We start from the raw sequence: 23169 nt of genomic DNA on the forward strand, positions 1-23169 counted from the left end.
TCTTTCTCTGCATTTTTACTTTGGTGATTTTTCTGGCGTCGCTGGTTTTATCTTACGCTGATAGACGTCTACGGCGTGATTGTGTTCTTCAAGCGTGGTTGAAAACACATGGGTGCCATCGTTGCGCGATACAAAATAAAGGTAACTCACACTGGCGGGCTTAGACACGGCCATCAATGAGGCTTTACTCGGTGCAGCTATCGGCGTTGGCGGCAATCCAAAGATGCGATAAGTATTAAAAGGCGTCTCTTCGACTAAATCTTTGCGGGTGATATTGCCCTTATAGCGATCGCCCATACCGTAAATAACAGTCGGATCGGTTTGCAGACGCATACCTAGGTTAAGACGATTAACAAATACACCGGCGATTTGCTCACGCTCATGGGCTTGGCCGGTTTCCTTTTCAACTATCGATGCCAAAATCAGCATTTCATAGGGCGATTTTAACGGCAAATTTGGCGCCCGTTCCGCCCACGCTTTGGCAAGCTCCTGCTCCATCATTTTATAGCTTTGAGTCAGCATGACTTTAGCATCCGCCTCGGCGGTATAATGATAAGTGTCGGGGAAGAATTTTCCCTCAGGCAAACCAGAATCATCGCCTTGTGCCATCAATACCGCTGCAAATGCTTCTGGTGACATTTGTAAATGCGGAGCACTGGTAAGCTGTTGTTCCCATTCCACAATAGTTTTACCTTCAACTAAGGTCAAACTGAAGGTTTTTACTTTCCCAGCGATCAAATCATTGAGTAAATCAGTAATCGTTTGTGAAGGTGATATTTCATAAAGTCCCGTGCGAATTTTGGCAAGCTCAGGACGAAACTTAAGTAGCCACTTGAGTTTCCACGTATCTTGAATAACGCCGTCATCGGCAAGTTGCTGCGCCAGTTGATTTACACTGGTGCCGCGTTCAACCTTCAACTCTTTAGGCTCGCTAAGACTCAGCGGCGTTTGACTGTATTCGACAACCGTTTGATAGCCCCAAAAGGCTCCCAAACAGACTAAGGTTAGCAAGGTCAACAGAGTTGAACTGGCGATAATAATGATTTTTTTCATAGAGTGAGTGAAAGTGTCTGTCTAAGTTGCGCGGTAATCGGAGCACGGGTGAACTTGAGCGAGTCTATCGCCAGTACATCCACAATCCCTAAAACGCTGTTAGTGATAAACGCTGAGTCAAATTCGATTAAACGCTCGGCGCCAACGGGCAAACATTCGATATTCATGTTCTGTTCAAGCAAGGCCAACATTATCTGTTCGCGCATCACACCCGCCACGCCACACAGGGCTAATGAAGGCGTGATAATGCGATTATCTTTGATAAAAAACACATTCGCCATCGAAGATTCAATCACATTCTCCTCGATATCTTTGACTAACCAGTCATCAAATCCCTGCGGTAAAGAGTGCAATTTAATCAAAACTTGTTCGAGTCGATTTAAATGCTTCATCCCAGCCAACAAGGGCTGCAACCCCAATCGTACCGACGAAGTTTTAAGGCTAATCCCCTGTTGCTGCCACTGAGCATAATGGCCGGGGATAGTATGAACTGAGACGATTTCGGTAGGATTAACAGTTTCTGGCGGTGTATAGCCACGGCCACCAGCACCACGGGAAACGATTAACTTAATGCAATGATGAGGATATTCAATGGCTAAGGTATTCAGTTGCTGTTGCAATGCTTCACTCATTTGCCATTGAAATCCAAGCCTTGCGGCGCCTGCGGTTAAACGGGCTTGATGGGCTTCAAAAAACATAATCCCCTCAGCGTCCGTTCGCATCGTTGCAAACAGACCATCACCGTAGGCAAGCCCTCGATCGGAAGGGTCGACACTTGCCTGCGATGCGCCATTCACCCAGAACACGCGTGTTAGTCCTGACTGATACGGCTAGCCACCGCTTCTTGCTGATCTTTGTACTTGGCACTCTTACGGGTGTTATAAGGACGTGCAACCGCATGATTTAAGCGTTCAAAGTTAAGCGCACCTATAGTCATGCGTGGACGCAAAGCTAAAGGCAACTTGCCGCTGTTATAAAACTCGAGCACAATTTTACCTTGCCAACCCGGATCGATACGGTGCGCCGTTACGTGTACCATCAGGCCTAAACGCGCTAGAGACGAACGACCATCAAGCCAACCGACGATGTCGGCAGGTAAAGTTACGCTCTCGTAAGTCACAGCCAAAGCCAATTCGCCAGGATGCAAGAAAAATGCTTCGCCATCGGGGATTTCGATAATCTCACTCATCACCCGATCGAGTGCCGCTTGCATCTCAGCACTTGGACCACTCAAGTCGATAAAAGGCGCGGTATGATCTTTAAAGACGCGAAACTGTCCACCTAAGCGCACATCAACACTGACGCCTGAAATAGCTTCTATGCCTGGGCGAGGTTCTATTACGATAGTGCCGTTATCAAGGGCCTGTTCAATTTCGATATCGGTTAAGCGCATCTTGCCTATTACTCCTTGAGTTTTATGTCGTTATTTTGCCAGTAAATGTTGGATACGAGTCTTTAAAATATCGGTCGCAATACGATTTTTGCCGCCACGGGGAACGATAATATCGGCGTATTGTTTCGAGGGTTCGATAAACTGTAAGAACATAGGACGCACGGTTTTCTTGTACTGTGAAATCACAGACTCCATAGTACGGCCTCGCTCGGCCACATCACGAGTTAAGCGACGTAGGAAACAAATGTCCAGCGGCGTGTCCATAAACACACTCGCGTCCATCAGGGCACGTAACTTAGGATCGGTCAGCAATAAGATACCTTCTAAAATGATCACCTTTTTCGGTGTCATCTTTAAGGTTTCTGCAGTTCGAGTATGTTCTGTATAGCTATAACAAGGGATATCAACAGCTTCGCCAGACTTGAGCAACTGTAAATGCGTGCACAACAATTGATGGTCCAGCGCTTTTGGATGATCGTAATTCGTTAATACCCGTTCATCCATGGATAAATGACTCTGATCGCGATAGTACGCGTCTTCATTAATTACCCCAATTTGATCTGTGCCTAAATCGCGGCGCAATTCGTCAAAAATCGTTTTGGCAATTAAACTTTTGCCCGATGCTGACGCGCCAGCAATTGCAATAATGACACACTGCTGAGAATTCATACCCTTAAACCTTACTCGTCATCTGAAACACTAATAGAAACTGTTTTCTGGCTTTGCTTTAAAGCCAATTCGGCGCCCACTTTACGGGCAATTTCCCGATAAAGAGCTGCGACTTCACTGTCGGGATCGGCAACGACGGTCGGCGCACCATTATCCATGGCTTCACGGATATTGATGTGCAGCGGCAAAGCGCCTAACAGTGGAACTTGATAGCGTTCAGCAATTTTACTGCCGCCGTGTGTTCCAAATGGATGTTCTTTATGACCACACTCAGGACATAAATGGAAACTCATGTTCTCGACAATACCCAGCACAGGAATGTTCACTTTCTGGAACATATTGATGCCCTTCTTGGCATCGGCCAGCGCGATATCCTGCGGTGTAGTCACGATAACAGCGCCGCTCACAGGGACTTTTTGCGATAACGTGAGCTGAATATCCCCTGTGCCTGGTGGCATATCAACGACTAAATAATCCAGTTCTGGCCATTGGGTTTCATTCAGTAACTGGGCCAACGCGCCCGCAGCCATTGGGCCACGCCACACGGCAGCTTCATCACCACTGAGCATAAAACCAATCGACTGCGCGGCAATACCATGGGCACTGGCGGCTGTCATATGTTTGCCATCGGGGGAAAGCGGTCTGAAATTAGGAATACCTAACATCATAGGCACTGACGGGCCGTAAATATCCGCATCGAGAATACCCACCTGCGCACCTTCAGCCGCTAATGCCAAGGCTAAGTTCACCGCTGTGGTTGACTTACCCACGCCGCCCTTACCTGAGGCTACGGCAATCACTTGCTTCACATTGGCAATCGGCGCAATAGAAGATAACGCTGAGTAGGCTTTAGGTTGAAAATCGATTTCACACTCGACTTCATCAATAGCATCGAGCACCGCTAACTTATTCGTCAGCGCCATGACAGTGTCGCGATACTGAGTCATACAAGGGTATGGATAGACTAAGCCAAGCTGCAAACGCTTACCTTCCAATGCCAGCTTATTTACGCATCCTGCGCTCACTAACCCTTTCGCGAGATACGGGTCAACAAATGAATCGAGAATAGCCAGAACTGGCTCGAGAAGATCGTCATTCAGACGATAATCAGTTTGAGTTGAAGACAAAAGAATTACCCCCACCAATAAATTTGCCCAAGTGTACCAGATAATGCAGAAAACATTAGCGCAGATTTAGCTCAATTGGCTCAGGTTTTGATGAAAATCATCCTGTAATCGGTTAGTATCTCTACCAATATTTTTGGCCCACCACGATATTTGAGACAAGATGGCAACTTCACAACGTAAAATTCTCGTGACCAGCGCACTTCCCTATGCAAACGGACCGATACATTTAGGTCACATGCTGGAATACATACAGACAGATATCTGGTCGCGTTATCAAAAGCTTCGTGGACATGAGTGCCACTATATTTGTGCCGATGACGCCCATGGCACGCCAATCATGCTTAAAGCACAGCAATTAGGCATAGCGCCAGAAGACATGATTGCCCAAGTGAACAAAGAACATCAGCAGGATTTTGCCGATTTCAATATCGCCTTCGATAACTATCACAGCACCCACAGCGATGAAAACCGCGTACTGGCGAGTGATATTTATCTCAAGCTACGTGCGAATGGCTATATCAAGAGCAAGAGTATTTCTCAGCTGTTCGATCCTGAGAAATCCATGTTCTTGCCAGACCGCTTCGTAAAAGGCACTTGTCCTAAGTGTAAGTCACCGGATCAATACGGCGATAACTGTGATGCCTGCGGCGCGACTTACAGCCCAACTGAGCTCATCAATCCAAAATCAGCAGTATCGGGTGCGACACCAGTGATGAAAGACACTGAGCACTTTTTCTTCGACCTGCCCGCCTTCGAAGGCATGCTAAAAGAGTGGACTCGCTCTGGTGCCCTGCAAGTCGAAATGGCCAATAAACTCGACGAATGGTTCGAGCAAGGATTGCAGCAATGGGATATCACCCGTGATGCACCGTATTTTGGTTTCGAAATTCCCGATGCGCCAGGCAAGTATTTCTACGTTTGGCTCGATGCGCCTATCGGTTATATGGGTTCGTTCAAAAACCTCTGTGACAAACGCCCTGAGCTGAGCTTTGAGGAATTCTGGGGCAAAGATTCAACCGCCGAGGTTTATCACTTCATCGGTAAAGACATAGTCTACTTCCACAGTCTGTTTTGGCCAGCCATGTTACACGGCTCAGGTTACCGCCAGCCAAACAGCGTCTATGCCCACGGCTATGTGACGGTCAACGGCGCTAAGATGTCAAAATCCAAAGGCACTTTCATCAAGGCGCGAACTTATTTAGAGCATTTAGATCCTGAATATTTACGTTACTACTACGCCGCCAAACTCAGCAGCCGTATCGACGATTTAGATTTAAATCTCGAAGATTTCGCCCAGCGCGTGAATTCAGACTTAGTCGGTAAGCTAGTGAACTTAGCCTCACGCACCGCAGGTTTTATCACTAAACGTTTCGATGGCAAGCTAGCGAAAATTAACGACACCACCCTGACTGAAGCGTTTCTAGCCAAGCAAGAGGTGATTGCCGAATTTTACGAAGGCCGCGAATACGGCAAAGCAATGCGCGAAATCATGGCACTGGCGGATATTGCTAACGGTTTTGTAGCCGATGCTGCACCTTGGCAAATGGTGAAACACGATGATCAACAGGAAGCGGCCCATCAAGTGTGTTCAAATGCCTTGAATCTGTTCCGTATTCTCGTGACGTATCTCAAACCTGTATTGCCACGTTTAGCCCAAGATGTGGAAGCCTTTTTCCAACTACCGCTCACTTGGAATGCATTGAACCAAGATTTAGCGGGTCATGAAATCGCGCCATTCAAAGCCATGATGCAACGTGTTGAGCTGGATAAAGTCAATGCTATGGTTGCCGATTCCAAGGATAACCTGCAAGTCACGGCCGACGCACCAAAGACGGCTGCGCCTGAAAAGACGGTTGAATCATCTAATGTCAGCAGTGAGCCTCTGGTTAACGATCCTATTAGTGAAACCATCAACTTTGATGATTTTGCTAAAATAGACCTGCGTATCGCTCGTATCGTGAAAGCCGAGCATGTTGCTGACGCTGACAAGTTACTGAAGTTACAACTCGACATCGGTGGCGAAACGCGCCAAGTGTTTGCTGGGATCAAATCGGCCTATTCGCCAGAAGACCTTGAAGGCAAACTAACTGTGATGGTGGCTAACTTAGCACCACGTAAGATGCGTTTTGGCATGTCAGAAGGCATGGTTTTGGCCGCTGGCCCTGGTGGCAGCGACCTGTGGATTTTAGAACCCCATGAAGGCGCACAGCCTGGCATGCGGGTTAAGTAATCTGCGCTAGATAACGCTCGAAAAATCAATAAGGCCGCATTTTATGTGGCCTTATTTGTTGATATCGATTGTTTGAGCCGATTCGTGGCCGCAAGTGTCACTCAGTCTTTTAAAAGACTGAGTTTAAGCCATTTAATTTTAGCTGAGTGGTTTAAGAGACCGAGTTAAAACTCGTATTTCTATCGACAAGATATTCACGGCAATGTGACATTCATATCAGTAACAAGTCTAAAATCGACGCAGTGCTAAATGAATAATTCGAGGAGTTGTTATGGGAAATATCGTTGAGCAGTTGCTGTTTTCGGCCTCGATTACGGGTCCAATCTGTTTGATGTTGGCACTCGGTGTGATCCTAAAACGCACCCAAATCATCAATGAAAACTTTATTGATGTTGCATCAAAATTAGTCTTTAACGTGACGCTGCCAGCCTTGTTGTTCCTTAGCATTATTAGCTCCAATCACGATCTCGCCTCCAGTGCGCCCTTGATTGGCTATGGTTTAGTGGCCAATTTCCTGTTTTTTATACTCTCCACCTATGCAACTGGGCGGCTATTTCCCAAGCACAAAGACCAAGGTGTGATCATTCAAGGGGGATTTAGAGCCAATACCGCCATTATCGGCTTAGCTTACGTTTCCAACGCCTATGGGAGTTCTGGTGTTGCCTTAGCCGCGGTCTATGTTGCCTCGATGACGCTGCTGTATAACATTCAAGCGGTTATTTGCCTAAGCCCTAAAGGCGAAGAATCCAGCCAACATGCATTTGGCGTGATCATCAAGACCATCACCAAAAACCCGTTGATCATTGCCATTATGGTTGGCATCTTGTTCTACTTGCTCTCCATTCCGCTACCGAAAATGGTGCTCGATGCGGGACAATACTTCGCCAATATGACCCTGCCATTAGCGCTACTGTGTACCGGCGGTTCGCTCGATGTTGGTTCACTCAAACATGAAAAGCATACAACTTGGTTCTCGACCGCATTGAAACTGATCTTTGCCCCGCTTTTTATCACTATTGGGGCCTTGCTGTTGGGTTATCGAGGGATTGAGTTAGCACTGGTTTTTTTAATGAGTTCTGCACCCACCGCAGCCGCAAGCTATGTGATGGCGCGCGCCATGGGTGGCAATGCGCCCCTTGCAGCCAATATTATTGCGCTAACCACAGTCTGCTCGCTGATCACGTGCACCTTAGGCATCTTTGTATTGTCCACTTTGGAGCTGATCTAGCAGTAGCTACGAGCTGATTACACAAACGCTAGAGAAAGGGATTTGAGTGACTATAAGTAATAATAAACCACAATAAAAAAGGCGAGCCATGCTCGCCTTTCGTTTAGGAATAAAACAGTTAGATGGTCATCATAAGCCGCTTTATGAATGGATTAGACCGGATTGGTGATATCCACAAAATGGTGCACGAGATCAAACTCACGGGCGAGATGACGGCCTAGGGCTTCAATACCGAAACGCTCAGTCGCATGGTGACCCGCTGCATAATAATGTATGCCCTGCTCTACCGCACTGTGAAACGTTCGCTCGGACACTTCACCACTGATAAACGCATCCACACCTAAACTCGCCGCAACATCGATATAATCCTGTGCGCCACCAGTACACCAAGCTACATGTTGGATCTTTGCATCGCTATCACCAATATGCAGTGGGGCTCTGCCTAACGCATTCTCAAGGGTGTGAGAAAATTCGCTAGCACTGACTGCAAGATCAAGTTTTCCACGCCACAGTAGCCCCTGAGCCACCTCTTCGATGGCTTCTGCGTCGACGATCCCAAGCTGTCTCCCCAAAGTCGCGTTATTACCGAGCATTGGGTGGGCATCTAAGGGTAAATGATATCCAAACAAGCTAATATCATGCTTGAGCAGCGCCTTAATTCGGCGTTGTTTCATGCCTGTGATCACTTCAGGCTCATTCTTCCAAAAAAAGCCGTGATGAACCAATATCGCATCGGCGTTTAATCGAATCGCTTCATCGATCAAGGCCTGACACGCTGTCACGCCCGTGACTAAGGTGTGGATCTCATCCTTGCCTTCTACCTGCAGCCCATTGGGTGCGTAATCCTTAAAGGCCGACACATGTAAAAAATCGGCTAAATATTGGCTTAGTTCTGTCCGTGTCATTGCATTACCGTCCGTTACTCAAAATGACCATTTACTGAAGATGAGCACTTATTCAATATGAGACAATCGCTTACATCGCGATATCAACACGCACGCCACCTTGCAGGTACACCACTCGAACTCTGTCACCCGCGTTAAACGTCATGCCAGCATCGTAATCTTGGATCACCATGACCTGAGTACCATCTTCTTGATTGATCATCAGTTCCACCAGCTTAAACGATTGCACGCTAGTACCGCTGCCATAACGGTTACCGATACCACCACCAATCAAGGCACCTAAAATCGTCGCCACATCTCGACCCGAACCGCCACCAAACTGATTACCAATCACCCCACCCGCTAAGGCGCCGCCGAAGGTTTTCCAACCTTGATTACGGTCTTCAATTAACTGGGTTTCGGTGATATTACGTACCGAAGTGATATCGCCATAGAGTACTTTCTCAACTGGCACGGCTTGATTGCGATCATAGCCAGCATTAGCGGGGCTGATGATAAAAGCAAAAATAAACATAAAGCTTGCTAGAGTAGGTTTCCACATATCTGAATTTCCGCTAACTTAATAATAAGGTCTATAACTAAATCATACTCAATTGTGAAGTCACTGTCTTTCCTGAATCACGAATTTGACGCTTTTCCTTCGCCCGAGCTCGCCTTAACCGATCCTAATGGTTTATTGGCTATCGGCGGCGACTTACGTCCTGAACGTTTACTCTCTGCTTACTACAACGGTATTTTTCCTTGGTTTAATTCTGACGATCCCATCCTATGGTGGTCACCGGATCCCCGCGCCGTGTTTATTCCAGGTGAAATTCACATCAGCACCAGCCTGCGTAAATACTTAAAAAAACAACCTTGGCGGATCACTATCAATCACGCTTTCACCGATGTGATGGCGGGATGCGCGCAGCCAAGAGAAAAACAGAGCGGCACTTGGATCACCCAAGAAATTCAAATGGCCTATCGCGAATTGCATCACACAGGTCATGCCCACTCCATTGAAGTGTGGGAGGGTGAACGTTTAATCGGTGGGCTTTACGGCTTAGCGATCGGCCAAGTATTTTGTGGCGAATCCATGTTTCACCGAAAAACCAATGCGTCCAAGGCCGCCGTTGCAGCACTGCAACAACATTTACTCAAGATGGGATTCAAACTCATCGACGCGCAAGTGATGAATCCCCACCTAGAAAGTTTGGGAGCTAAAGCTATTAAACGCATTGATTTTATAACGTTACTGAGCGAACTGAGAAACAATCCCGTGGACCCAAATACTTGGGCCACTAAAGAGGTCATCCTTGAACTCGAGTAAAGCATCGATCGCTATCGGTATCAGTCAAATATTTCCCTGCAGCTACCTTGATGGCCAGCAGGAGCAGCTACTCGTCATCCAAGAAGATACGCTCGATCCCATTTTATTTGAGCGTTTGCTCGCGGTAGGTTTTCGCCGTAGTGGTAGCTCTATCTACAAACCTCGCTGCCCTAGATGCAGTGCATGCCAACCAATCCGTGTGCCAACGCATGAATTTGTCCCATCGAAACGCCAAAAACGCACTTTAGCAAAAAACCAAGATCTGACTTGGCGAATTACATCGGAGCAAACCGCCGAGCAATATACGCTATATGAACATTACATTCGTGGGCGACATTTTGACGGCCCCATGTTTCCCCCAAGTGAAGATCAATATAATCACTTTCTTTTTTGCCATTGGTTACCGCCAACGTTTATCGAAGTCTATGATGGAAATAAATTATTGGCAGTTGCGGTCACTGATAGTTTGCCCAATAGTCTTTCGGCAATTTACAGCTATTTTGACCCCGACGAAGAACATCGCTCCCTCGGTGCACTGTTAATTTTAATTCAGTGTCGACTGGCGAAACTCATGAATAAAGAATTTGTTTATCTCGGATATCAAATAGATGAAAACCGTAAGATGTCTTACAAGCGTTTGTATCGCCCTTATCAAATTCTGACACCGACGGGCTGGGAGTATTCCCAAGTTTGCTAAGTACTTCCCCTTTACAGCGGGGGGAATTTGGGGCATGATACGCCCGTTTTTTATATTCGAAGGCTAATGGGATAATTAATTAATGGCGAAAGAAGACAACATTGAAATGCAAGGCACTATCCTTGAAACCTTGCCAAACACAATGTTTCGTGTAGAGCTTGAAAATGGTCATGTGGTGATAGCCCACATTTCAGGCAAAATGCGTAAAAACTACATCCGGATCCTCACTGGCGATAAAGTTACCGTCCAGCTGACTCCTTATGATCTGACCAAAGGTCGCATTGTCTTCCGCGCACGCTGATATAGCCTCTTAGATTTAAAAACCCGGCAAGGCCGGGTTTTTTTGTTTGCGAAAGATGAAAAAAATGGCTGCAATTGCAGCCATTTTTATGTCTAAAACTAATGGATAATCAAGCGTTAAGCTTTTGTTGTCGCTTTTTCGTGACGTTCGGTGCGAATGACAATCTCGCCCTCCTTCACATCCACATACGCAACACCGCCTGACTCTAAGACACCAAATAAGATCTCGTCTGCCAATGGACGTTTGATCAATTCGGTCACGACCCGAGCCATTGGACGTGCACCCATGTTCTTATCGTAGCCTTTCTCGGCCAATAAGGTTCTGGCTTCGTCGCTGACTTCCAAAGTAACGTGTTTTGCATCCAACTGAGCCTGCAATTCCACCAAGAATTTATCGACCACTTTGGCGATAATCGTCATGTCCAAATGATTGAACCAAATGATGGAATCGAGACGATTTCGAAATTCTGGCGAAAATACTCGATTAATTTCAGATAATGCATCTTGGGTGTGATCTTGCTGGGTAAAGCCAATCGACTTACGAATAGTCTCCTGTACACCCGCGTTAGTGGTCATCACCAAAGTCACATGTCTGAAGTCAGCCTTACGACCATTATTATCGGTCAAAGTACCGTGATCCATCACCTGCAACAGCAGGTTATAGACATCACGGTGGGCCTTCTCAATTTCATCCAATAGCACGACACAGTGCGGATTTTTAATCACAGCATCCGTGAGCAAGCCACCTTGGTCATAACCCACATAACCAGGAGGTGCACCAATCAGGCGTGACACTGTATGGCTTTCCATGTACTCAGACATGTCAAAGCGCACCAGTTTCATCCCCAAGCAGTTGGCCAGTTGGTTAGTGACTTCGGTTTTACCCACACCGGTGGGACCGGCGAATAAGAAGCTCCCCACAGGTTTTCGGTCAGCACCTAAGCCACTGCGCGATAAGCGAATGGCCGAACTCAGACTCTCAATGGCCTTATCTTGGCCAAAGACCACCATCTTAAGGTTGCGCTCAAGGTTACGCAGTAAGTCCTTATCAGTAGCGGATACCGACTTCTCAGGGATACGTGCCATTTTCGCCACAATCGACTCAATCTCGGCTTGGCCTATGGTCTTTTTACGTTTACTCATAGGCAGCATCACCATACGCGCACCCGCTTCATCAATCACATCGATGGCTTTATCGGGTAAATGCCTGTCGTTGATGTGCTTGGCCGACAATACTGCAGCGCAGCTGATCGCGGCCTGAGTATAACGAACCCCATGATATTCTTCGTATTTAGACTTAAGCCCCATCAAAATCTTAGTGGTTTCTTCCACTGAAGGCTCATTGATATCCACCTTTTGGAAACGACGTGCAAGTGCGCGATCTTTCTCAAAAATACTTTGATATTCTTGGAAAGTAGTCGAACCCATGCAACGTAAATTGCCGCTAGATAGCAAAGGTTTCAGCAGATTAGAGGCATCCATTACGCCGCCAGAGGCCGCGCCCGCACCGATAATGGTGTGGATCTCATCGATGAATAGGATGGCATGCTTATCCGCCGCCAGTTCTTTTAACAGGTTCTTAAAGCGTTTTTCAAAGTCACCGCGATACTTAGTTCCCGCCAGCAGTGAACCTAAATCTAAGGAATACACTGTCGCTTCAAGCATTACATCGGGCACTTGTTTATTGACGATACGATATGCCAACCCTTCAGCAATCGCTGTTTTACCTACACCCGCCTCACCCACTAACAGTGGATTATTTTTACGGCGACGGCACAGGGTTTGAATCGCGCGCTCAATTTCTTGGTCGCGACCAATCAAAGGGTCGATGATCCCTTGCTTAGCAAGCTGGTTTAAATTGGACGCAAATTGCGACAACATACTACGCTCTTCGCTGCCTTCGCCCTGATCTTCGACACGTTCTTGATCTTGATGTGACTCAGCATCATCATTTTTGGCGAAACCATGGGAAATAAAATTCACTACATCGAGGCGACTAATGTCGCAGCGGCGCAGTAAATACACGGCTTGGGATTCTTGCTCACTGAAAATGGCAACTAACACGTTAGCGCCGTTCACTTCATTGCGACCCGATGACTGCACATGGAATACCGCCCGTTGCAGCACTCGCTGGAACCCAAGCGTCGGCTGAGTTTCTTTGTCATCATCAATATCGGCAATGATTGGGGTTGTTTGTTGGATAAAGCTTGCCACTTCATCTCTGAGTTTATCTAGATTCGCTCCACAGGCGATTAACGCTTCTTGAGCCGCAGGATTGTCGATCAGAGCTAATAACAGATGTTCCACTGTCATATACTCGTGACGCGCATCTCTGGCTTGCTGAAACGCCAGATTTAAGGTGACTTCCAGATCTTTGTTCAGCATAAGCACCCCCAAAATTAACAACAGACTACAGAGTAAAGCGGTTTTATGCTTTCTCTAACGAACACAGTAACGGATGTTGGTTTTGTCTTGCAAATTGATTTACTTGTATCACCTTAGTTTCTGCAATCCCAAACGGGAAAATACCGCAAATCCCTTTTCCTTGGTGATGGATCGTCAACATGATATCGGTCGCTTCCTGCTCGTTCTTGCGAAAGAAAACCTGCAAAACTTCAATCACAAAATCCATTGGGGTGTAATCATCATTATTGAGTACCACCTTATACATCGAAGGCGGCATTAACTCTAATTCGACACGTTCTTCAACGTGTTCAATATTTCCTATCTTTGCCATTTTTTAATACTAGCCTCTCGTGTTGGCCTCTTCCAATTGATCCGTTCAAATTAATCAGTTGTTACCCCTTTGTTAATTTTAGCTTGACTTCCGCATTTACTCCTTACATTCTGTTGTGCAGACGGTGAACGAATACCCGTCTATACAGGTTTTACTATCTTACTGGTAAGTAGACAACAGAAGGAAGTGGAAGTATGGCAAGCGGAACTGTTAAATGGTTCAACAACGCCAAAGGATTCGGGTTTATTTGCCCTGATCAAGGTGGTGAGGACGTTTTTGCACACTATTCTACCATTGAAATGGAAGGCTATCGAACTCTAAAAGCAGGCCAACCCGTTCAATTTGAAGTAGAAGCCGGTCCAAAAGGGATGCACGCTTCAGCCATTTCACCAACAAAATAACGTTTGGTGAGGCCAATGATCTAAAAGGCAGGGACTTGTCCCTGCCTTTTTATTGCTGCGTGTTTCATCAATTCTCACCACTTAATGTTGCATCGCTCATCATCATTTCGCATGAATTTAATTCAAGTTCAATTGCTGCACATCACCCATTGCATCCCAGCAAAAAGATTTTATCATCGGTCTCGACAGCAAATTTAGGGTATAAAAAAGGATCTGCAATGCAGATCCTTTTTTAAAATCAGTCTAATGACTTACAACTTTACATCACCTTAGATGGCCCACACTGACGCACACGCCATCTAAAAGTGATAACGAGCGGGATTAAGCAATCAACAGCTTGTTCAACGTTTCGCTTGGGCGCATGGCTTTTTCAGCCTTAGCCGCATCTAAACGGTAGTAACCGCCTAAATCGACTGGTGCACCTTGTGCCGTCGCTAATTCAGCCACAATCACTTGCTCATTCGCCGCGAGCGCATGCGCTAACGGAATGAAGTGAGCTTGTAACTGCTCATCGCCCGTTTGCGCAGCTAAAGCTTGAGCCCAGTACATGGCTAAGTAGAAATGGCTGCCACGGTTATCCAGCTCACCGACTCTTCTTGATGGCGATTTGTTGCCATCTAAGAATTGGCCAATGGCTTGATCTAAAGTATCGGCTAACACTTGGGCTTTTGGATTGCCCACGGTTTGGCTTAAATGCTCTAAAGACGCCGCCAGAGCCAAGAATTCACCGAGCGAATCCCAACGTAAGTGACCTTCTTTCTCAAGCTGTTGCACGTGCTTAGGCGCACTACCGCCCGCACCTGTTTCAAATAGACCGCCGCCGTTCATTAGCGGAACGATTGACAGCATTTTGGCACTGGTGCCTAGCTCAAGGATTGGGAACAAGTCAGTCAGGTAGTCACGTAGAACGTTACCCGTAACTGAAATGGTATCTTTGCCTTCTTTGATGCGAGCCAAAGACAAACGCGTCGCATCTTCTGGAGACATGATGCTGATGTCTAAGCCATCAGTATCATGCTCTGGCAGATACTGCTGCACTTTTGCAATGATTTGCGCATCGTGGGCACGTTTGCTATCTAACCAGAATACCGCTGGAGTATTGCTTAAACGGGCACGGCGCACGGCCAGTTTAACCCAATCACGGATTGGTGCGTCTTTAACTTGACACATTCTCCAGATATCGCCCGCTTCGACGTTATGGCTCATCAATACCTTACCGCTGGCATCAACAACGTTGACCACACCGTCAGCAGGAATTTCAAAGGTCTTATCGTGGCTGCCATACTCTTCGGCTTTTTGCGCCATCAAGCCCACGTTTGGCACGCTGCCCATGGTTTTAGGATCAAAAGCGCCGTGCTCTTTACAGAAAGCAATCGTTTCTTGGTAGATACCGGCATAGCAACGATCGGGGATCATGGCTTTAGTATCATGCAGTTGACCGTCTGGTCCCCACATTTGGCCAGATGAACGAATCGCAGCAGGCATAGACGCATCGATAATGATGTCGCTTGGCACGTGTAAGTTGGTGATACCTTTGTCAGAATCAACCATAGCCAATGCGGGACGCGCAGCGTAAACGGCGGCGATATCGGCTTCGACTTCGGCGCGGCTATCAGCAGGTAATGTCGCGATCTTGGCATAAACATCACCAAAGCCGTTGTTAACATCTACACCTAATTCAGCGAAAAGCGCCGCATGTTTGTCAAATACTGGCTTGAAGAATACCTTCACAGCGTGACCAAACATAATAGGATCAGACACTTTCATCATAGTGGCTTTCAAATGCAGCGATAACAGCACATCTTCAGCTTTGGCGTTTTCGATTTCACGCTCATAGAAGCTCACTAAGGCTTTTTTACTCAATACCGCAGCATCGATAATTTCGCCAGCCAGCAGCTTAAGACCGGATTTGAGCACCACTTCTTGACCATCTTTTTGGGTCAGCAAGATATTCACGCTGCCCGCATCAGATAAAGTGACAGACTGTTCGCTGCCGTAGAAATCACCGTCAGTCATGTGGGCAACGTGTGACTTGGAATCTTTGGCCCATTTCCCCATGGAATGAGGGTTTTTCTTGGCGAAGTTTTTCACCGATAATGGGGCACGGCGATCTGAGTTACCTTCACGCAGTACTGGGTTTACCGCACTGCCTTTGATCTTGTCGTAACGGGTTTTAATTGACTTTTCAGCGTCAGTTTTTGGCTCATCCGGATAATTAGGGATGTCGTAACCTTTTTGCTGCAGTTCAAGGATACAGGCTTTTAATTGTGGGATCGAAGCACTGATATTTGGTAACTTGATGATGTTCGCTTCTGGCTGATTCGCTAACTCGCCAAGCTCAGTCAGATGGTCGCCAATCTTTTGTGCTTCGGTCAGTTGCTCAGGGAAACTGGCAATAATACGGCCCGATAACGAGATATCACGGGTTTCAACCGCAACGCCCGCGGCGTCGGTAAACGTTCTAATAATAGGTAAGAGTGAGAGGGTGGCCAGTGCTGGCGCTTCGTCTGTTTCAGTGTAAATAATTGTTGATGAGTTATCTTTCATGTTACATCCTACATTATTGTAAAATTTAATATTTTTTATAATAATTTTATAGCATGGCGAACAAATCTGAGCACAGGGAAAATATCAATCAAGGCAATCGACCACGCCCTCATCTTTCAAATTCTCAATGCCCTTCTGTCTTTGCGCGCAAGCTAAAATTTGTTACAACGACTCATTAAAACCTAATAAACATTTAGGCACAGATCACATTTTCTGGCCGACATCATAGAGCATTCGCAATAATATTCAAATTCCACTAACGGCGAATGCCAAGTACACTATGACCACATTAACGACTCAATCAAGTCAGGTAAGCGTGTCTCAACCTCCTGTTAGCAAAAGTATGAACAAAAACAAGTTTCAACCTAAAGGTGCCAATGCCAGCGCAAGTTCCCCAGCCAAGAGCCCGATTAAACCCGCTAAGCCCGCCAGCAGAGGCCCTGCCAACCGCGCTACCGCCGTAGATAGCAAAGTGGCGCCAGCACGAAATGCCAATGGCAGTTTAAAGAAAGAACCCTTTAAAAATCCTAATCGACGCGCAATTGCGGCGGCAAAACCGGTGCAGAGTCAAACGCTCGCACCAATTATCGTGCTGTTTAATAAGCCTTTTGATGTACTTTGCCAGTTTACCGATGAACAAGGTCGTAAGACCCTAAAAGACTATATCCCGATTGCTGACGTGTATGCCGCAGGCCGCTTAGACAGAGACAGTGAAGGCTTATTGTTGCTGACCAATGACGGTCAATTACAGGCAAGACTGACAGAGCCGAAAAAGAAAACCTTTAAAACCTATTGGGTGCAAGTAGAAGGCGTTCCGACGGAAGATGCACTCACTAAACTGCGCCAAGGTGTTGAATTAAATGATGGTATAACGCTGCCAGCTAAAGTCAAAATTATGGATTCACCCGACGTTTGGCCACGTAATCCACCGGTGAGAGAGCGCAAAAATATCCCAACAACTTGGCTAGAAATCCAAATTCATGAAGGCCGCAACCGCCAAGTCAGACGCATGACAGCGCATATCGGTTTTCCGACCTTAAGATTAATCCGTTATAAAATAGGCCAATGGAGTCTAGATAATTTGCCATCGGGTGAGCACAAATGCATCCGTCTCGGTGATGAAGTCTAAATTTCAGCCTAATTTTTGCGTTCCAATCCACTCAAAGGAGGCTCCATGAGTCAAAGATATAAACCCCATGTGACCGTCGCTTGTATTGTTCATGCAACTTCACAGGACAAATATCTGATGGTAGAAGAGTGGATTGAAGGCGAGCAACGCTTTAATCAACCCGCGGGTCACTTAGAAGCGAATGAAAGCTTGATCCAAGCCTGTGAGCGCGAAGTGTTTGAAGAAACAGGGTTATCACTCAAAGCCCAAGGACTCGTCGGCATTTATCAACTCAGCGCCAGTGAAGACTTAGCCTTTGTGCGCTTTACTTTTTTCGTGCAGTTAGATGATATGCCCTCACCTGCGCCGCAGGATAAAGCGATCCATAGTGCGCATTGGTTAAGTCTTGCGCAGATAGAAGCCATGCCATCTTTACTGCGCAGCCCCTTAGTACTCGATTGCTTAAAAGACTATCTCAATCAGGCACAAAATGGCCAAACTTATCCCCTTAGCTTACTCAATAGTGACCGCCTCACGATAGCCCAAGCGAGCAAGGCGTGATAGAATACCGCCCCGCATAAACGGCTGGTTAAGCTTAATGCGTGTGCTACTGCAGAGGCCTTGTACAGCAAATAAATAGTTGGCCGTAAATGCGAGGTTTACTGACAGTTTGCGGACTCATTTTATTTGATAGCGCTGGAAAAGTTTGATTTAGCAATCAGCAGCACAGCACCTAGATGTAAAGTTAGCTTGGATTTAAAGTGAGCTTGGATTTTTAGTTAGCCCATATTTTTAGTTAGGTTAGGTATTTTTGTTACGCGCTCAATGTCGCGGCTTAAATTCATCCACCTAGCCAACACACATACTCAATGGTTTTTAGGATTTATGACATCAATCGAACCCACTCATACAGGAAAAAAAGTCATTGTCGGCATGTCCGGCGGTGTAGATTCATCTGTTTCAGCCTATTTGCTTATGCAGCAAGGCTATCAGGTTGAAGGCCTTTTCATGAAGAACTGGGAAGAAGATGACAATAACGAGTACTGCGCGGCCGCAGAAGATTTAAAAGACGCCCAAGCCGTGTGCGACAAGCTTGGGATCAAGCTACATACAGTCAACTTTGCTGCCGAATATTGGGACAATGTATTTGAGTATTTCCTCGCCGAATACAAAGCCGGCCGCACGCCAAATCCCGATATCATGTGCAACAAAGAAATCAAATTTAAGGCATTTTTAGAATTTGCCGACGAAATCCTCGACGCCGATTACATCGCAATGGGCCACTATGTTCGCCGTCGCGATAACAGCGACGGCAGTACGCAAATGCTCCGTGGCGTTGATGGCAATAAAGATCAAAGTTATTTCCTCTACACCCTTAGCCATGAACAAGTAGCCCGAAGCCTGTTCCCTGTCGGTGAGCTCGAAAAACATCAAGTTCGTGAAATTGCGAAAGAAATGGGCTTAATCACCCATGACAAAAAAGACAGTACTGGCATCTGCTTTATCGGTGAGCGCAAGTTCACTGAATTTCTAGGGACTTATTTACCGGCGCAGCCTGGCAATATTGAAACCCCAGAAGGTGAAGTCATAGGCACGCACCAAGGACTCATGTACCACACCTTAGGCCAACGTAAAGGCTTAGGCATTGGCGGCATGAAAAACAGCAATGACGATCCTTGGTATGTGGTCGATAAAGATCTTGAGCGTAACGTATTGATCGTGGGTCAAGGCGGACATCATCCCCGTTTGATGTCGACCGGCATGACAGTTAACCAACTGCATTGGGTAGATAGAACTGGGCCTGTCGATGGTTGTCATATCGCAGTGAAAACCCGTTATCGCCAACAAGATGTGCCTTGTACATTAACCTACACAGATGAACACACCTTGCGCGTGGTCTTCGATGAACCTGTTGCGGCGGTGACGCCTGGACAGTCTGCGGTATTTTATGATGGTGAGGTCTGCCTAGGTGGCGGCATCATAGATCAATTAATCCGAGGGTAACGCGTGAACGAGCAACTCATTAATCGGACTATGGCGTTTGCAGGCATACTGCAAGCCATTGCCCAAGTTCAACATTTAGCGCGCCATGGCGAATTGGATAATGCCGAGCTCGCAGCGAGCTTAAACACCATTCTCGTCACCAATCCTGACAATACGGCCGATGTCTACCAAGATAAAATCGTATTGCAAAAAGGCTATAAACTGATCCTGAATCAGCTCGGTGACAGCAGCCAAAAAGATGTTGAAATCACCCGCTATTTAGTGGGCGTGCTTGCCCTTGAGCGTAAACTCGTGCGCTCTAACAGTGGCTTAGGCATGTTGGCTGAACGTATTAATCAAGTGAATCGCCAGCTACATCATTTTGCCATCACAGATGAGCAAGTTGTTGCCAATCTTGCCAGCATTTACAGTGACATCATCAGTAATTTAGGGCCAAAAATCCAAATATCGGGTAATCCTGTGTGTTTGCAGCGCCCTATTGTACAACATAAAATTCGTGCTCTGCTGCTTGCCGCTATACGCAGCGCAGTACTGTGGCGTCAGTTGGGCGGTAAACGTCGACACTTAGTCTTCGCCCGCAAAGCCATAGTCGATACAGCCAAGAAAAGTCTTACCCTATAATAAAATTAGCGTTCATCAAGGAGCTACACATGGATCTTTCCGCACTAACTGCTATCTCTCCGGTAGACGGTCGTTATGGTAGTAAAACCGCGTCATTGAGAGGGATTTTCAGCGAGTTCGGTCTTACCAAGTACCGTGTTCAGGTTGAAATCAATTGGCTAAAACTGTTAGCCGACTGTCCAGACATTAGCGAAGTGCCAACATTGAGCGCGTCAGCTATCGCCGTACTCGATGGCATTAAAGACAATTTCAACGAACAAGATGCGCTGCGTGTTAAGGCTATCGAAAGCACCACTAACCACGATGTAAAAGCGGTTGAATACTTCATTAAAGAAAAAATCGCAGGCAATAGCGAATTAGCCGCTGTGGGTGAGTTTGTTCACTTTGCTTGTACTTCTGAAGATATCAACAACTTAAGCCACGGTTTAATGCTGACTGAAGCTCGTGAGCATGTTTTACTGCCCTACTGCAATGAGTTACTGACGGCAATTAAAAAGCTGGCGATTGAATATCGCTCTGTGCCATTAATGTCACGTACCCATGGCCAACCCGCGTCACCTTCGACGCTCGGTAAAGAAATGGCGAACGTCGCAGTGCGCCTTGAACGTCAAATCAAACAAATCGCCAATGTTGAAATCATGGGTAAACTGAATGGTGCCGTAGGTAACTACAATGCTCACCTGTCAGCCTATCCTGAAGTTAATTGGCATGAGCTGTCTGAGCGTTTTGTGACTAGCCTTGGCTTGCACTGGAATGCCTACACGACGCAAATCGAGCCACACGATTACATTGCCGAATTGTTTGATGCGGTTGCCCGTTTCAACACTGTGCTGATTGACTTTGACCGTGATATTTGGGGTTACATCGCCCTAGGTCACTTCAAACAACGCACTATCGCCGGTGAAATCGGTTCATCGACTATGCCGCACAAAGTTAACCCAATCGATTTTGAAAACTCTGAAGGTAACTTAGGTATCGCTAACGCCCTGATGCAACATTTAGCGTCTAAACTACCGTTATCAAGATGGCAACGTGACTTAACTGACTCGACAGTACTGCGTAACTTAGGTGTGGGTATTGCCCATGCGTTGATCGCGTATCAAGCGACCTTAAAAGGTATCAGCAAGTTAGAAGTTAACGAAGCGCATCTGCGTGATGAGTTAGATCACAACTGGGAAGTGTTAGCAGAACCCGTACAAACGGTAATGCGTCGTTATGGTATTGAAAAGCCATACGAAAAATTAAAAGAACTGACGCGCGGTAAACGTATCGACGCGCAGCAACTGTCAGTGTTTATTGACGGACTTGAATTACCAGACTCAGTGAAGGCTGAACTGAAGAAAATGACGCCAGCCAATTACATTGGTCGTGCCGAAACGTTTGTCGACGAACTGAAGTAAGTTATTAATTAAAATTGGCGATTAACTAATATTAAGCTATTGACTGAAATTAGTTATTAACTGAAATTGGCGACGGACAATACTCTTTCTTAAACAGAAATAAGGATTAAGGCGACCCACATCACCGCGATGTGGTCGCCTTTTTTAACACTATGTATACACTCAATCTCGATATCGCCCAGTTTCTTAGTGAATACTGGCAAAAGAAACCCCTGTTGATCAAAAAAGCATTTCCGCAATTTGAAGATCCTATCAGCGCCGATGAATTAGCTGGCCTTGCCTGTGAAGAAGAAATCTCTTCACGTATCGTTGTCACCAAAGACAATGATTGGGAAGTGGTGCAAGGTCCGTTTGAAGATTACGACAGCTATGGCGAAACCCATTGGCAGTTATTAGTGCAAGCCGTCAACCATTGGTATCCAGATTCGCAGCCATTAGTTGAAGCTCTACGCTTTTTACCTGACTGGCGCTTCGATGACTTGATGGCATCATTTGCAACCCCAAGTGGTGGTGTCGGCCCGCACGTCGATAACTACGATGTGTTTATCATTCAAGGCGAAGGTGAACGTCGCTGGACTGTGGGTGACAATACCCCACAACAACGCCGTGGCGGCAATCCAAACTCGCCGCTGGTTGAAGACTTTACACCCATTATCGATGTAGTGTTAGAAAAAGGCGACATGCTTTATATTCCACCTGGTTTCCCACACTGCGGCGAAACCCTAACTGTGGCAATGAGTTACTCGATTGGTTTCCGCGCTCCTAGCCAGCAAGAATTAGTCAGTGAAGTCGCCGATTATTTGCTCGACAATAACTTAGGTCAGCAGCGTTTCACCTCGCAAACTGAACCGAGTTCAGCCGGTATCGTCAGCCAAGATCATCAAGTGGGCATCATGTCACTCTTGAGCCAGCTGAGCCAAGATCCCAATAGCTACCAAATCGTGTTAGGTAAGTTGCTCAGTCAAAACCGTTTCGAGCTTGATTTGTGTGAAGGCGAAGAAGCTTACAGCATTGAAGATTTGCAAGATGCCTTCGCCCAAGGTGCTGGCGTCAGCCGTATCGGTGGTTTGAAAGTATTGCGCCTCGAAAATGACGCCACACCGCGATTATTCATCAATGGTGACGTGCATGAACTGCCCAATACACCGGCAGACGTGATCGCACAGTTGAGCGATAAGGTCAGCTTAAGCGCCGATGAAGCGACTGAAATATGTCAGCATGAAGAAGTCCAAGCCCTACTGTTGACACTCATCAATCAGGGTTTCTACTACTTGAGCGACAGCGAAGAATAAGCCCTATCGACTTTGTTCGATGACCTTGTTCTTAACATAACCTGAACTCGGGATAAGAAATGTTGAACTAATAGCCCTCCAAGTGATCGGATCTTTCGACCAAGAGAAACCCCATCACACCGGAGGGCCTATGCATAAATTAGTGGAA

General features: G+C 46.5%; 22 protein-coding genes. 12 read left to right on the forward strand and 10 right to left on the reverse strand.

Annotated elements, in window-relative coordinates:
- Positions 1 to 15: 15 nt before the first annotated feature.
- From mltG to apbC, 5 genes are read right to left on the reverse strand one after another with little or no spacing between them, the layout of a single operon-like run.
- Entirely contained in the window at positions 16 to 1053 is a 1038-nt protein-coding gene (mltG, locus tag KO531_RS15280; protein WP_173244534.1) for an endolytic transglycosylase MltG, read from the reverse strand.
- Positions 1050 to 1859: an aminodeoxychorismate lyase gene (pabC, locus tag KO531_RS15285; protein ID WP_219251598.1), complete on the reverse strand. Its 810-nt coding sequence runs from the start codon at positions 1857 to 1859 to the stop codon at positions 1050 to 1052. Before pabC ends, mltG begins: the two co-directional genes overlap by 4 nt.
- 5 nt (positions 1860 to 1864) lie before the next feature.
- Entirely contained in the window at positions 1865 to 2446 is a 582-nt protein-coding gene (gene dcd / locus KO531_RS15290; protein ID WP_028759747.1) for a dCTP deaminase, read from the reverse strand.
- A 30-nt stretch (positions 2447 to 2476) separates the two neighbouring features.
- Positions 2477 to 3115 carry a uridine kinase gene (udk, locus tag KO531_RS15295; protein ID WP_028759746.1) on the reverse strand — a complete coding sequence of 213 codons (639 nt, stop codon included), beginning with the start codon at positions 3113 to 3115 and terminating at the stop codon, positions 2477 to 2479.
- A gap of 11 nt (positions 3116 to 3126) precedes the next feature.
- Complete coding sequence (apbC, locus tag KO531_RS15300) at positions 3127 to 4242, reverse strand: iron-sulfur cluster carrier protein ApbC (RefSeq protein ID WP_219251599.1); 1116 nt, start codon at positions 4240 to 4242, stop codon at positions 3127 to 3129.
- A 160-nt stretch (positions 4243 to 4402) separates the two neighbouring features.
- On the opposite strand from apbC, the gene metG reads away from it, so the two are divergent.
- Positions 4403 to 6472: a methionine--tRNA ligase gene (gene metG, locus KO531_RS15305; protein ID WP_219251600.1), complete on the forward strand. Its 2070-nt coding sequence runs from the start codon at positions 4403 to 4405 to the stop codon at positions 6470 to 6472.
- Positions 6473 to 6743: 271 nt separating this feature from the next.
- Positions 6744 to 7700 carry an AEC family transporter gene (locus KO531_RS15310; RefSeq protein ID WP_219251601.1) on the forward strand — a complete coding sequence of 319 codons (957 nt, stop codon included), beginning with the start codon at positions 6744 to 6746 and terminating at the stop codon, positions 7698 to 7700.
- 152 nt (positions 7701 to 7852) lie between these two features.
- Here the strand turns inward: KO531_RS15310 and KO531_RS15315 are convergent, their stop codons facing one another.
- Entirely contained in the window at positions 7853 to 8605 is a 753-nt protein-coding gene (locus KO531_RS15315; protein ID WP_219251602.1) for a Nif3-like dinuclear metal center hexameric protein, read from the reverse strand.
- Positions 8606 to 8675: 70 nt separating this feature from the next.
- Complete coding sequence (locus tag KO531_RS15320; RefSeq protein WP_028759742.1) at positions 8676 to 9146, reverse strand: glycine zipper 2TM domain-containing protein; 471 nt, start codon at positions 9144 to 9146, stop codon at positions 8676 to 8678.
- A 54-nt stretch (positions 9147 to 9200) separates the two neighbouring features.
- Here KO531_RS15320 and aat point away from each other — a divergent pair, with 54 nt between their 5' ends.
- The 3 genes from aat to infA all read left to right on the forward strand — a co-directional run bounded on the left by aat (position 9201) and on the right by infA (position 10912).
- Entirely contained in the window at positions 9201 to 9914 is a 714-nt protein-coding gene (gene aat, locus KO531_RS15325) for a leucyl/phenylalanyl-tRNA--protein transferase (protein ID WP_131523329.1), read from the forward strand.
- Positions 9901 to 10611, forward strand: coding sequence for an arginyltransferase (locus tag KO531_RS15330; RefSeq protein ID WP_028759740.1), 711 nt, complete (start codon positions 9901 to 9903; stop codon positions 10609 to 10611). Before aat ends, KO531_RS15330 begins: the two co-directional genes overlap by 14 nt.
- Positions 10612 to 10693: 82 nt before the next feature.
- Positions 10694 to 10912 carry a translation initiation factor IF-1 gene (gene infA / locus KO531_RS15335; protein WP_006081934.1) on the forward strand — a complete coding sequence of 73 codons (219 nt, stop codon included), beginning with the start codon at positions 10694 to 10696 and terminating at the stop codon, positions 10910 to 10912.
- 116 nt (positions 10913 to 11028) lie between these two features.
- Here the strand turns inward: infA and clpA are convergent, their stop codons facing one another.
- Both clpA and clpS read right to left on the reverse strand, forming a co-directional pair.
- Complete coding sequence (gene clpA, locus KO531_RS15340) at positions 11029 to 13296, reverse strand: ATP-dependent Clp protease ATP-binding subunit ClpA (RefSeq protein ID WP_105252671.1); 2268 nt, start codon at positions 13294 to 13296, stop codon at positions 11029 to 11031.
- Between the two features lie 43 nt (positions 13297 to 13339).
- Positions 13340 to 13648, reverse strand: a complete 309-nt coding sequence (gene clpS / locus KO531_RS15345) for an ATP-dependent Clp protease adapter ClpS (RefSeq protein WP_219251603.1) — start codon at positions 13646 to 13648, stop codon at positions 13340 to 13342.
- A gap of 194 nt (positions 13649 to 13842) precedes the next feature.
- On the opposite strand from clpS, the gene cspD reads away from it, so the two are divergent.
- On the forward strand, positions 13843 to 14049 hold the full coding sequence (gene cspD / locus KO531_RS15350) for a cold shock domain-containing protein CspD (protein WP_006081937.1): 207 nt from the start codon (positions 13843 to 13845) through the stop codon (positions 14047 to 14049).
- A 321-nt stretch (positions 14050 to 14370) separates the two neighbouring features.
- On the opposite strand, the gene KO531_RS15355 is transcribed toward cspD, so the two are convergent.
- Complete coding sequence (locus KO531_RS15355) at positions 14371 to 16596, reverse strand: NADP-dependent isocitrate dehydrogenase (protein WP_212600199.1); 2226 nt, start codon at positions 16594 to 16596, stop codon at positions 14371 to 14373.
- A 343-nt stretch (positions 16597 to 16939) separates the two neighbouring features.
- Here KO531_RS15355 and rluE point away from each other — a divergent pair, with 343 nt between their 5' ends.
- The 6 genes from rluE to KO531_RS15385 all read left to right on the forward strand — a co-directional run bounded on the left by rluE (position 16940) and on the right by KO531_RS15385 (position 23021).
- The gene (gene rluE / locus KO531_RS15360; RefSeq protein ID WP_251068973.1) at positions 16940 to 17725 is read left to right on the forward strand and encodes a 23S rRNA pseudouridine(2457) synthase RluE; all 786 of its coding nucleotides are present in this window, start codon (positions 16940 to 16942) and stop codon (positions 17723 to 17725) included.
- Between the two features lie 45 nt (positions 17726 to 17770).
- Positions 17771 to 18265, forward strand: a complete 495-nt coding sequence (locus KO531_RS15365) for an NUDIX hydrolase (RefSeq protein ID WP_198572319.1) — start codon at positions 17771 to 17773, stop codon at positions 18263 to 18265.
- A gap of 324 nt (positions 18266 to 18589) precedes the next feature.
- Complete coding sequence (mnmA, locus tag KO531_RS15370; protein WP_173244504.1) at positions 18590 to 19708, forward strand: tRNA 2-thiouridine(34) synthase MnmA; 1119 nt, start codon at positions 18590 to 18592, stop codon at positions 19706 to 19708.
- 3 nt (positions 19709 to 19711) lie between these two features.
- A complete protein-coding gene (gene hflD, locus KO531_RS15375; protein ID WP_131523325.1) occupies positions 19712 to 20329 on the forward strand; it encodes a high frequency lysogenization protein HflD in 618 nt (205 codons plus the stop codon).
- 29 nt (positions 20330 to 20358) lie between these two features.
- Positions 20359 to 21729: an adenylosuccinate lyase gene (gene purB, locus KO531_RS15380; RefSeq protein WP_113940534.1), complete on the forward strand. Its 1371-nt coding sequence runs from the start codon at positions 20359 to 20361 to the stop codon at positions 21727 to 21729.
- 152 nt (positions 21730 to 21881) lie between these two features.
- Positions 21882 to 23021, forward strand: coding sequence for a cupin domain-containing protein (locus KO531_RS15385; protein ID WP_219251604.1), 1140 nt, complete (start codon positions 21882 to 21884; stop codon positions 23019 to 23021).
- Positions 23022 to 23169 lie beyond the last annotated feature (148 nt).

Origin of the sequence: Shewanella sp. NKUCC06_TVS (assembly GCF_019345515.1) — a bacterium.
Taxonomy (GTDB): domain Bacteria; phylum Pseudomonadota; class Gammaproteobacteria; order Enterobacterales; family Shewanellaceae; genus Shewanella; species Shewanella oncorhynchi.

What these genes read in the sequence shown, in the direction of transcription:
- mltG (WP_173244534.1), bottom strand. Translation starts at nt 1,053, where the DNA reads ATGAAAAAAATCATTATTATCGCCAGTTCAACTCTGTTGACCTTGCTA.
- dcd (WP_028759747.1), bottom strand. Translation starts at nt 2,446, where the DNA reads ATGCGCTTAACCGATATCGAAATTGAACAGGCCCTTGATAACGGCACT.
- udk (WP_028759746.1), bottom strand. Translation starts at nt 3,115, where the DNA reads ATGAATTCTCAGCAGTGTGTCATTATTGCAATTGCTGGCGCGTCAGCA.
- metG (WP_219251600.1), top strand. Translation starts at nt 4,403, where the DNA reads ATGGCAACTTCACAACGTAAAATTCTCGTGACCAGCGCACTTCCCTAT.
- KO531_RS15310 (WP_219251601.1), top strand. Translation starts at nt 6,744, where the DNA reads ATGGGAAATATCGTTGAGCAGTTGCTGTTTTCGGCCTCGATTACGGGT.
- KO531_RS15315 (WP_219251602.1), bottom strand. Translation starts at nt 8,605, where the DNA reads ATGACACGGACAGAACTAAGCCAATATTTAGCCGATTTTTTACATGTG.
- KO531_RS15320 (WP_028759742.1), bottom strand. Translation starts at nt 9,146, where the DNA reads ATGTGGAAACCTACTCTAGCAAGCTTTATGTTTATTTTTGCTTTTATC.
- infA (WP_006081934.1), top strand. Translation starts at nt 10,694, where the DNA reads ATGGCGAAAGAAGACAACATTGAAATGCAAGGCACTATCCTTGAAACC.
- clpA (WP_105252671.1), bottom strand. Translation starts at nt 13,296, where the DNA reads ATGCTGAACAAAGATCTGGAAGTCACCTTAAATCTGGCGTTTCAGCAA.
- clpS (WP_219251603.1), bottom strand. Translation starts at nt 13,648, where the DNA reads ATGGCAAAGATAGGAAATATTGAACACGTTGAAGAACGTGTCGAATTA.
- cspD (WP_006081937.1), top strand. Translation starts at nt 13,843, where the DNA reads ATGGCAAGCGGAACTGTTAAATGGTTCAACAACGCCAAAGGATTCGGG.
- KO531_RS15355 (WP_212600199.1), bottom strand. Translation starts at nt 16,596, where the DNA reads ATGAAAGATAACTCATCAACAATTATTTACACTGAAACAGACGAAGCG.
- rluE (WP_251068973.1), top strand. Translation starts at nt 16,940, where the DNA reads ATGAACAAAAACAAGTTTCAACCTAAAGGTGCCAATGCCAGCGCAAGT.
- KO531_RS15365 (WP_198572319.1), top strand. Translation starts at nt 17,771, where the DNA reads ATGAGTCAAAGATATAAACCCCATGTGACCGTCGCTTGTATTGTTCAT.
- mnmA (WP_173244504.1), top strand. Translation starts at nt 18,590, where the DNA reads ATGACATCAATCGAACCCACTCATACAGGAAAAAAAGTCATTGTCGGC.
- purB (WP_113940534.1), top strand. Translation starts at nt 20,359, where the DNA reads ATGGATCTTTCCGCACTAACTGCTATCTCTCCGGTAGACGGTCGTTAT.
- KO531_RS15385 (WP_219251604.1), top strand. Translation starts at nt 21,882, where the DNA reads ATGTATACACTCAATCTCGATATCGCCCAGTTTCTTAGTGAATACTGG.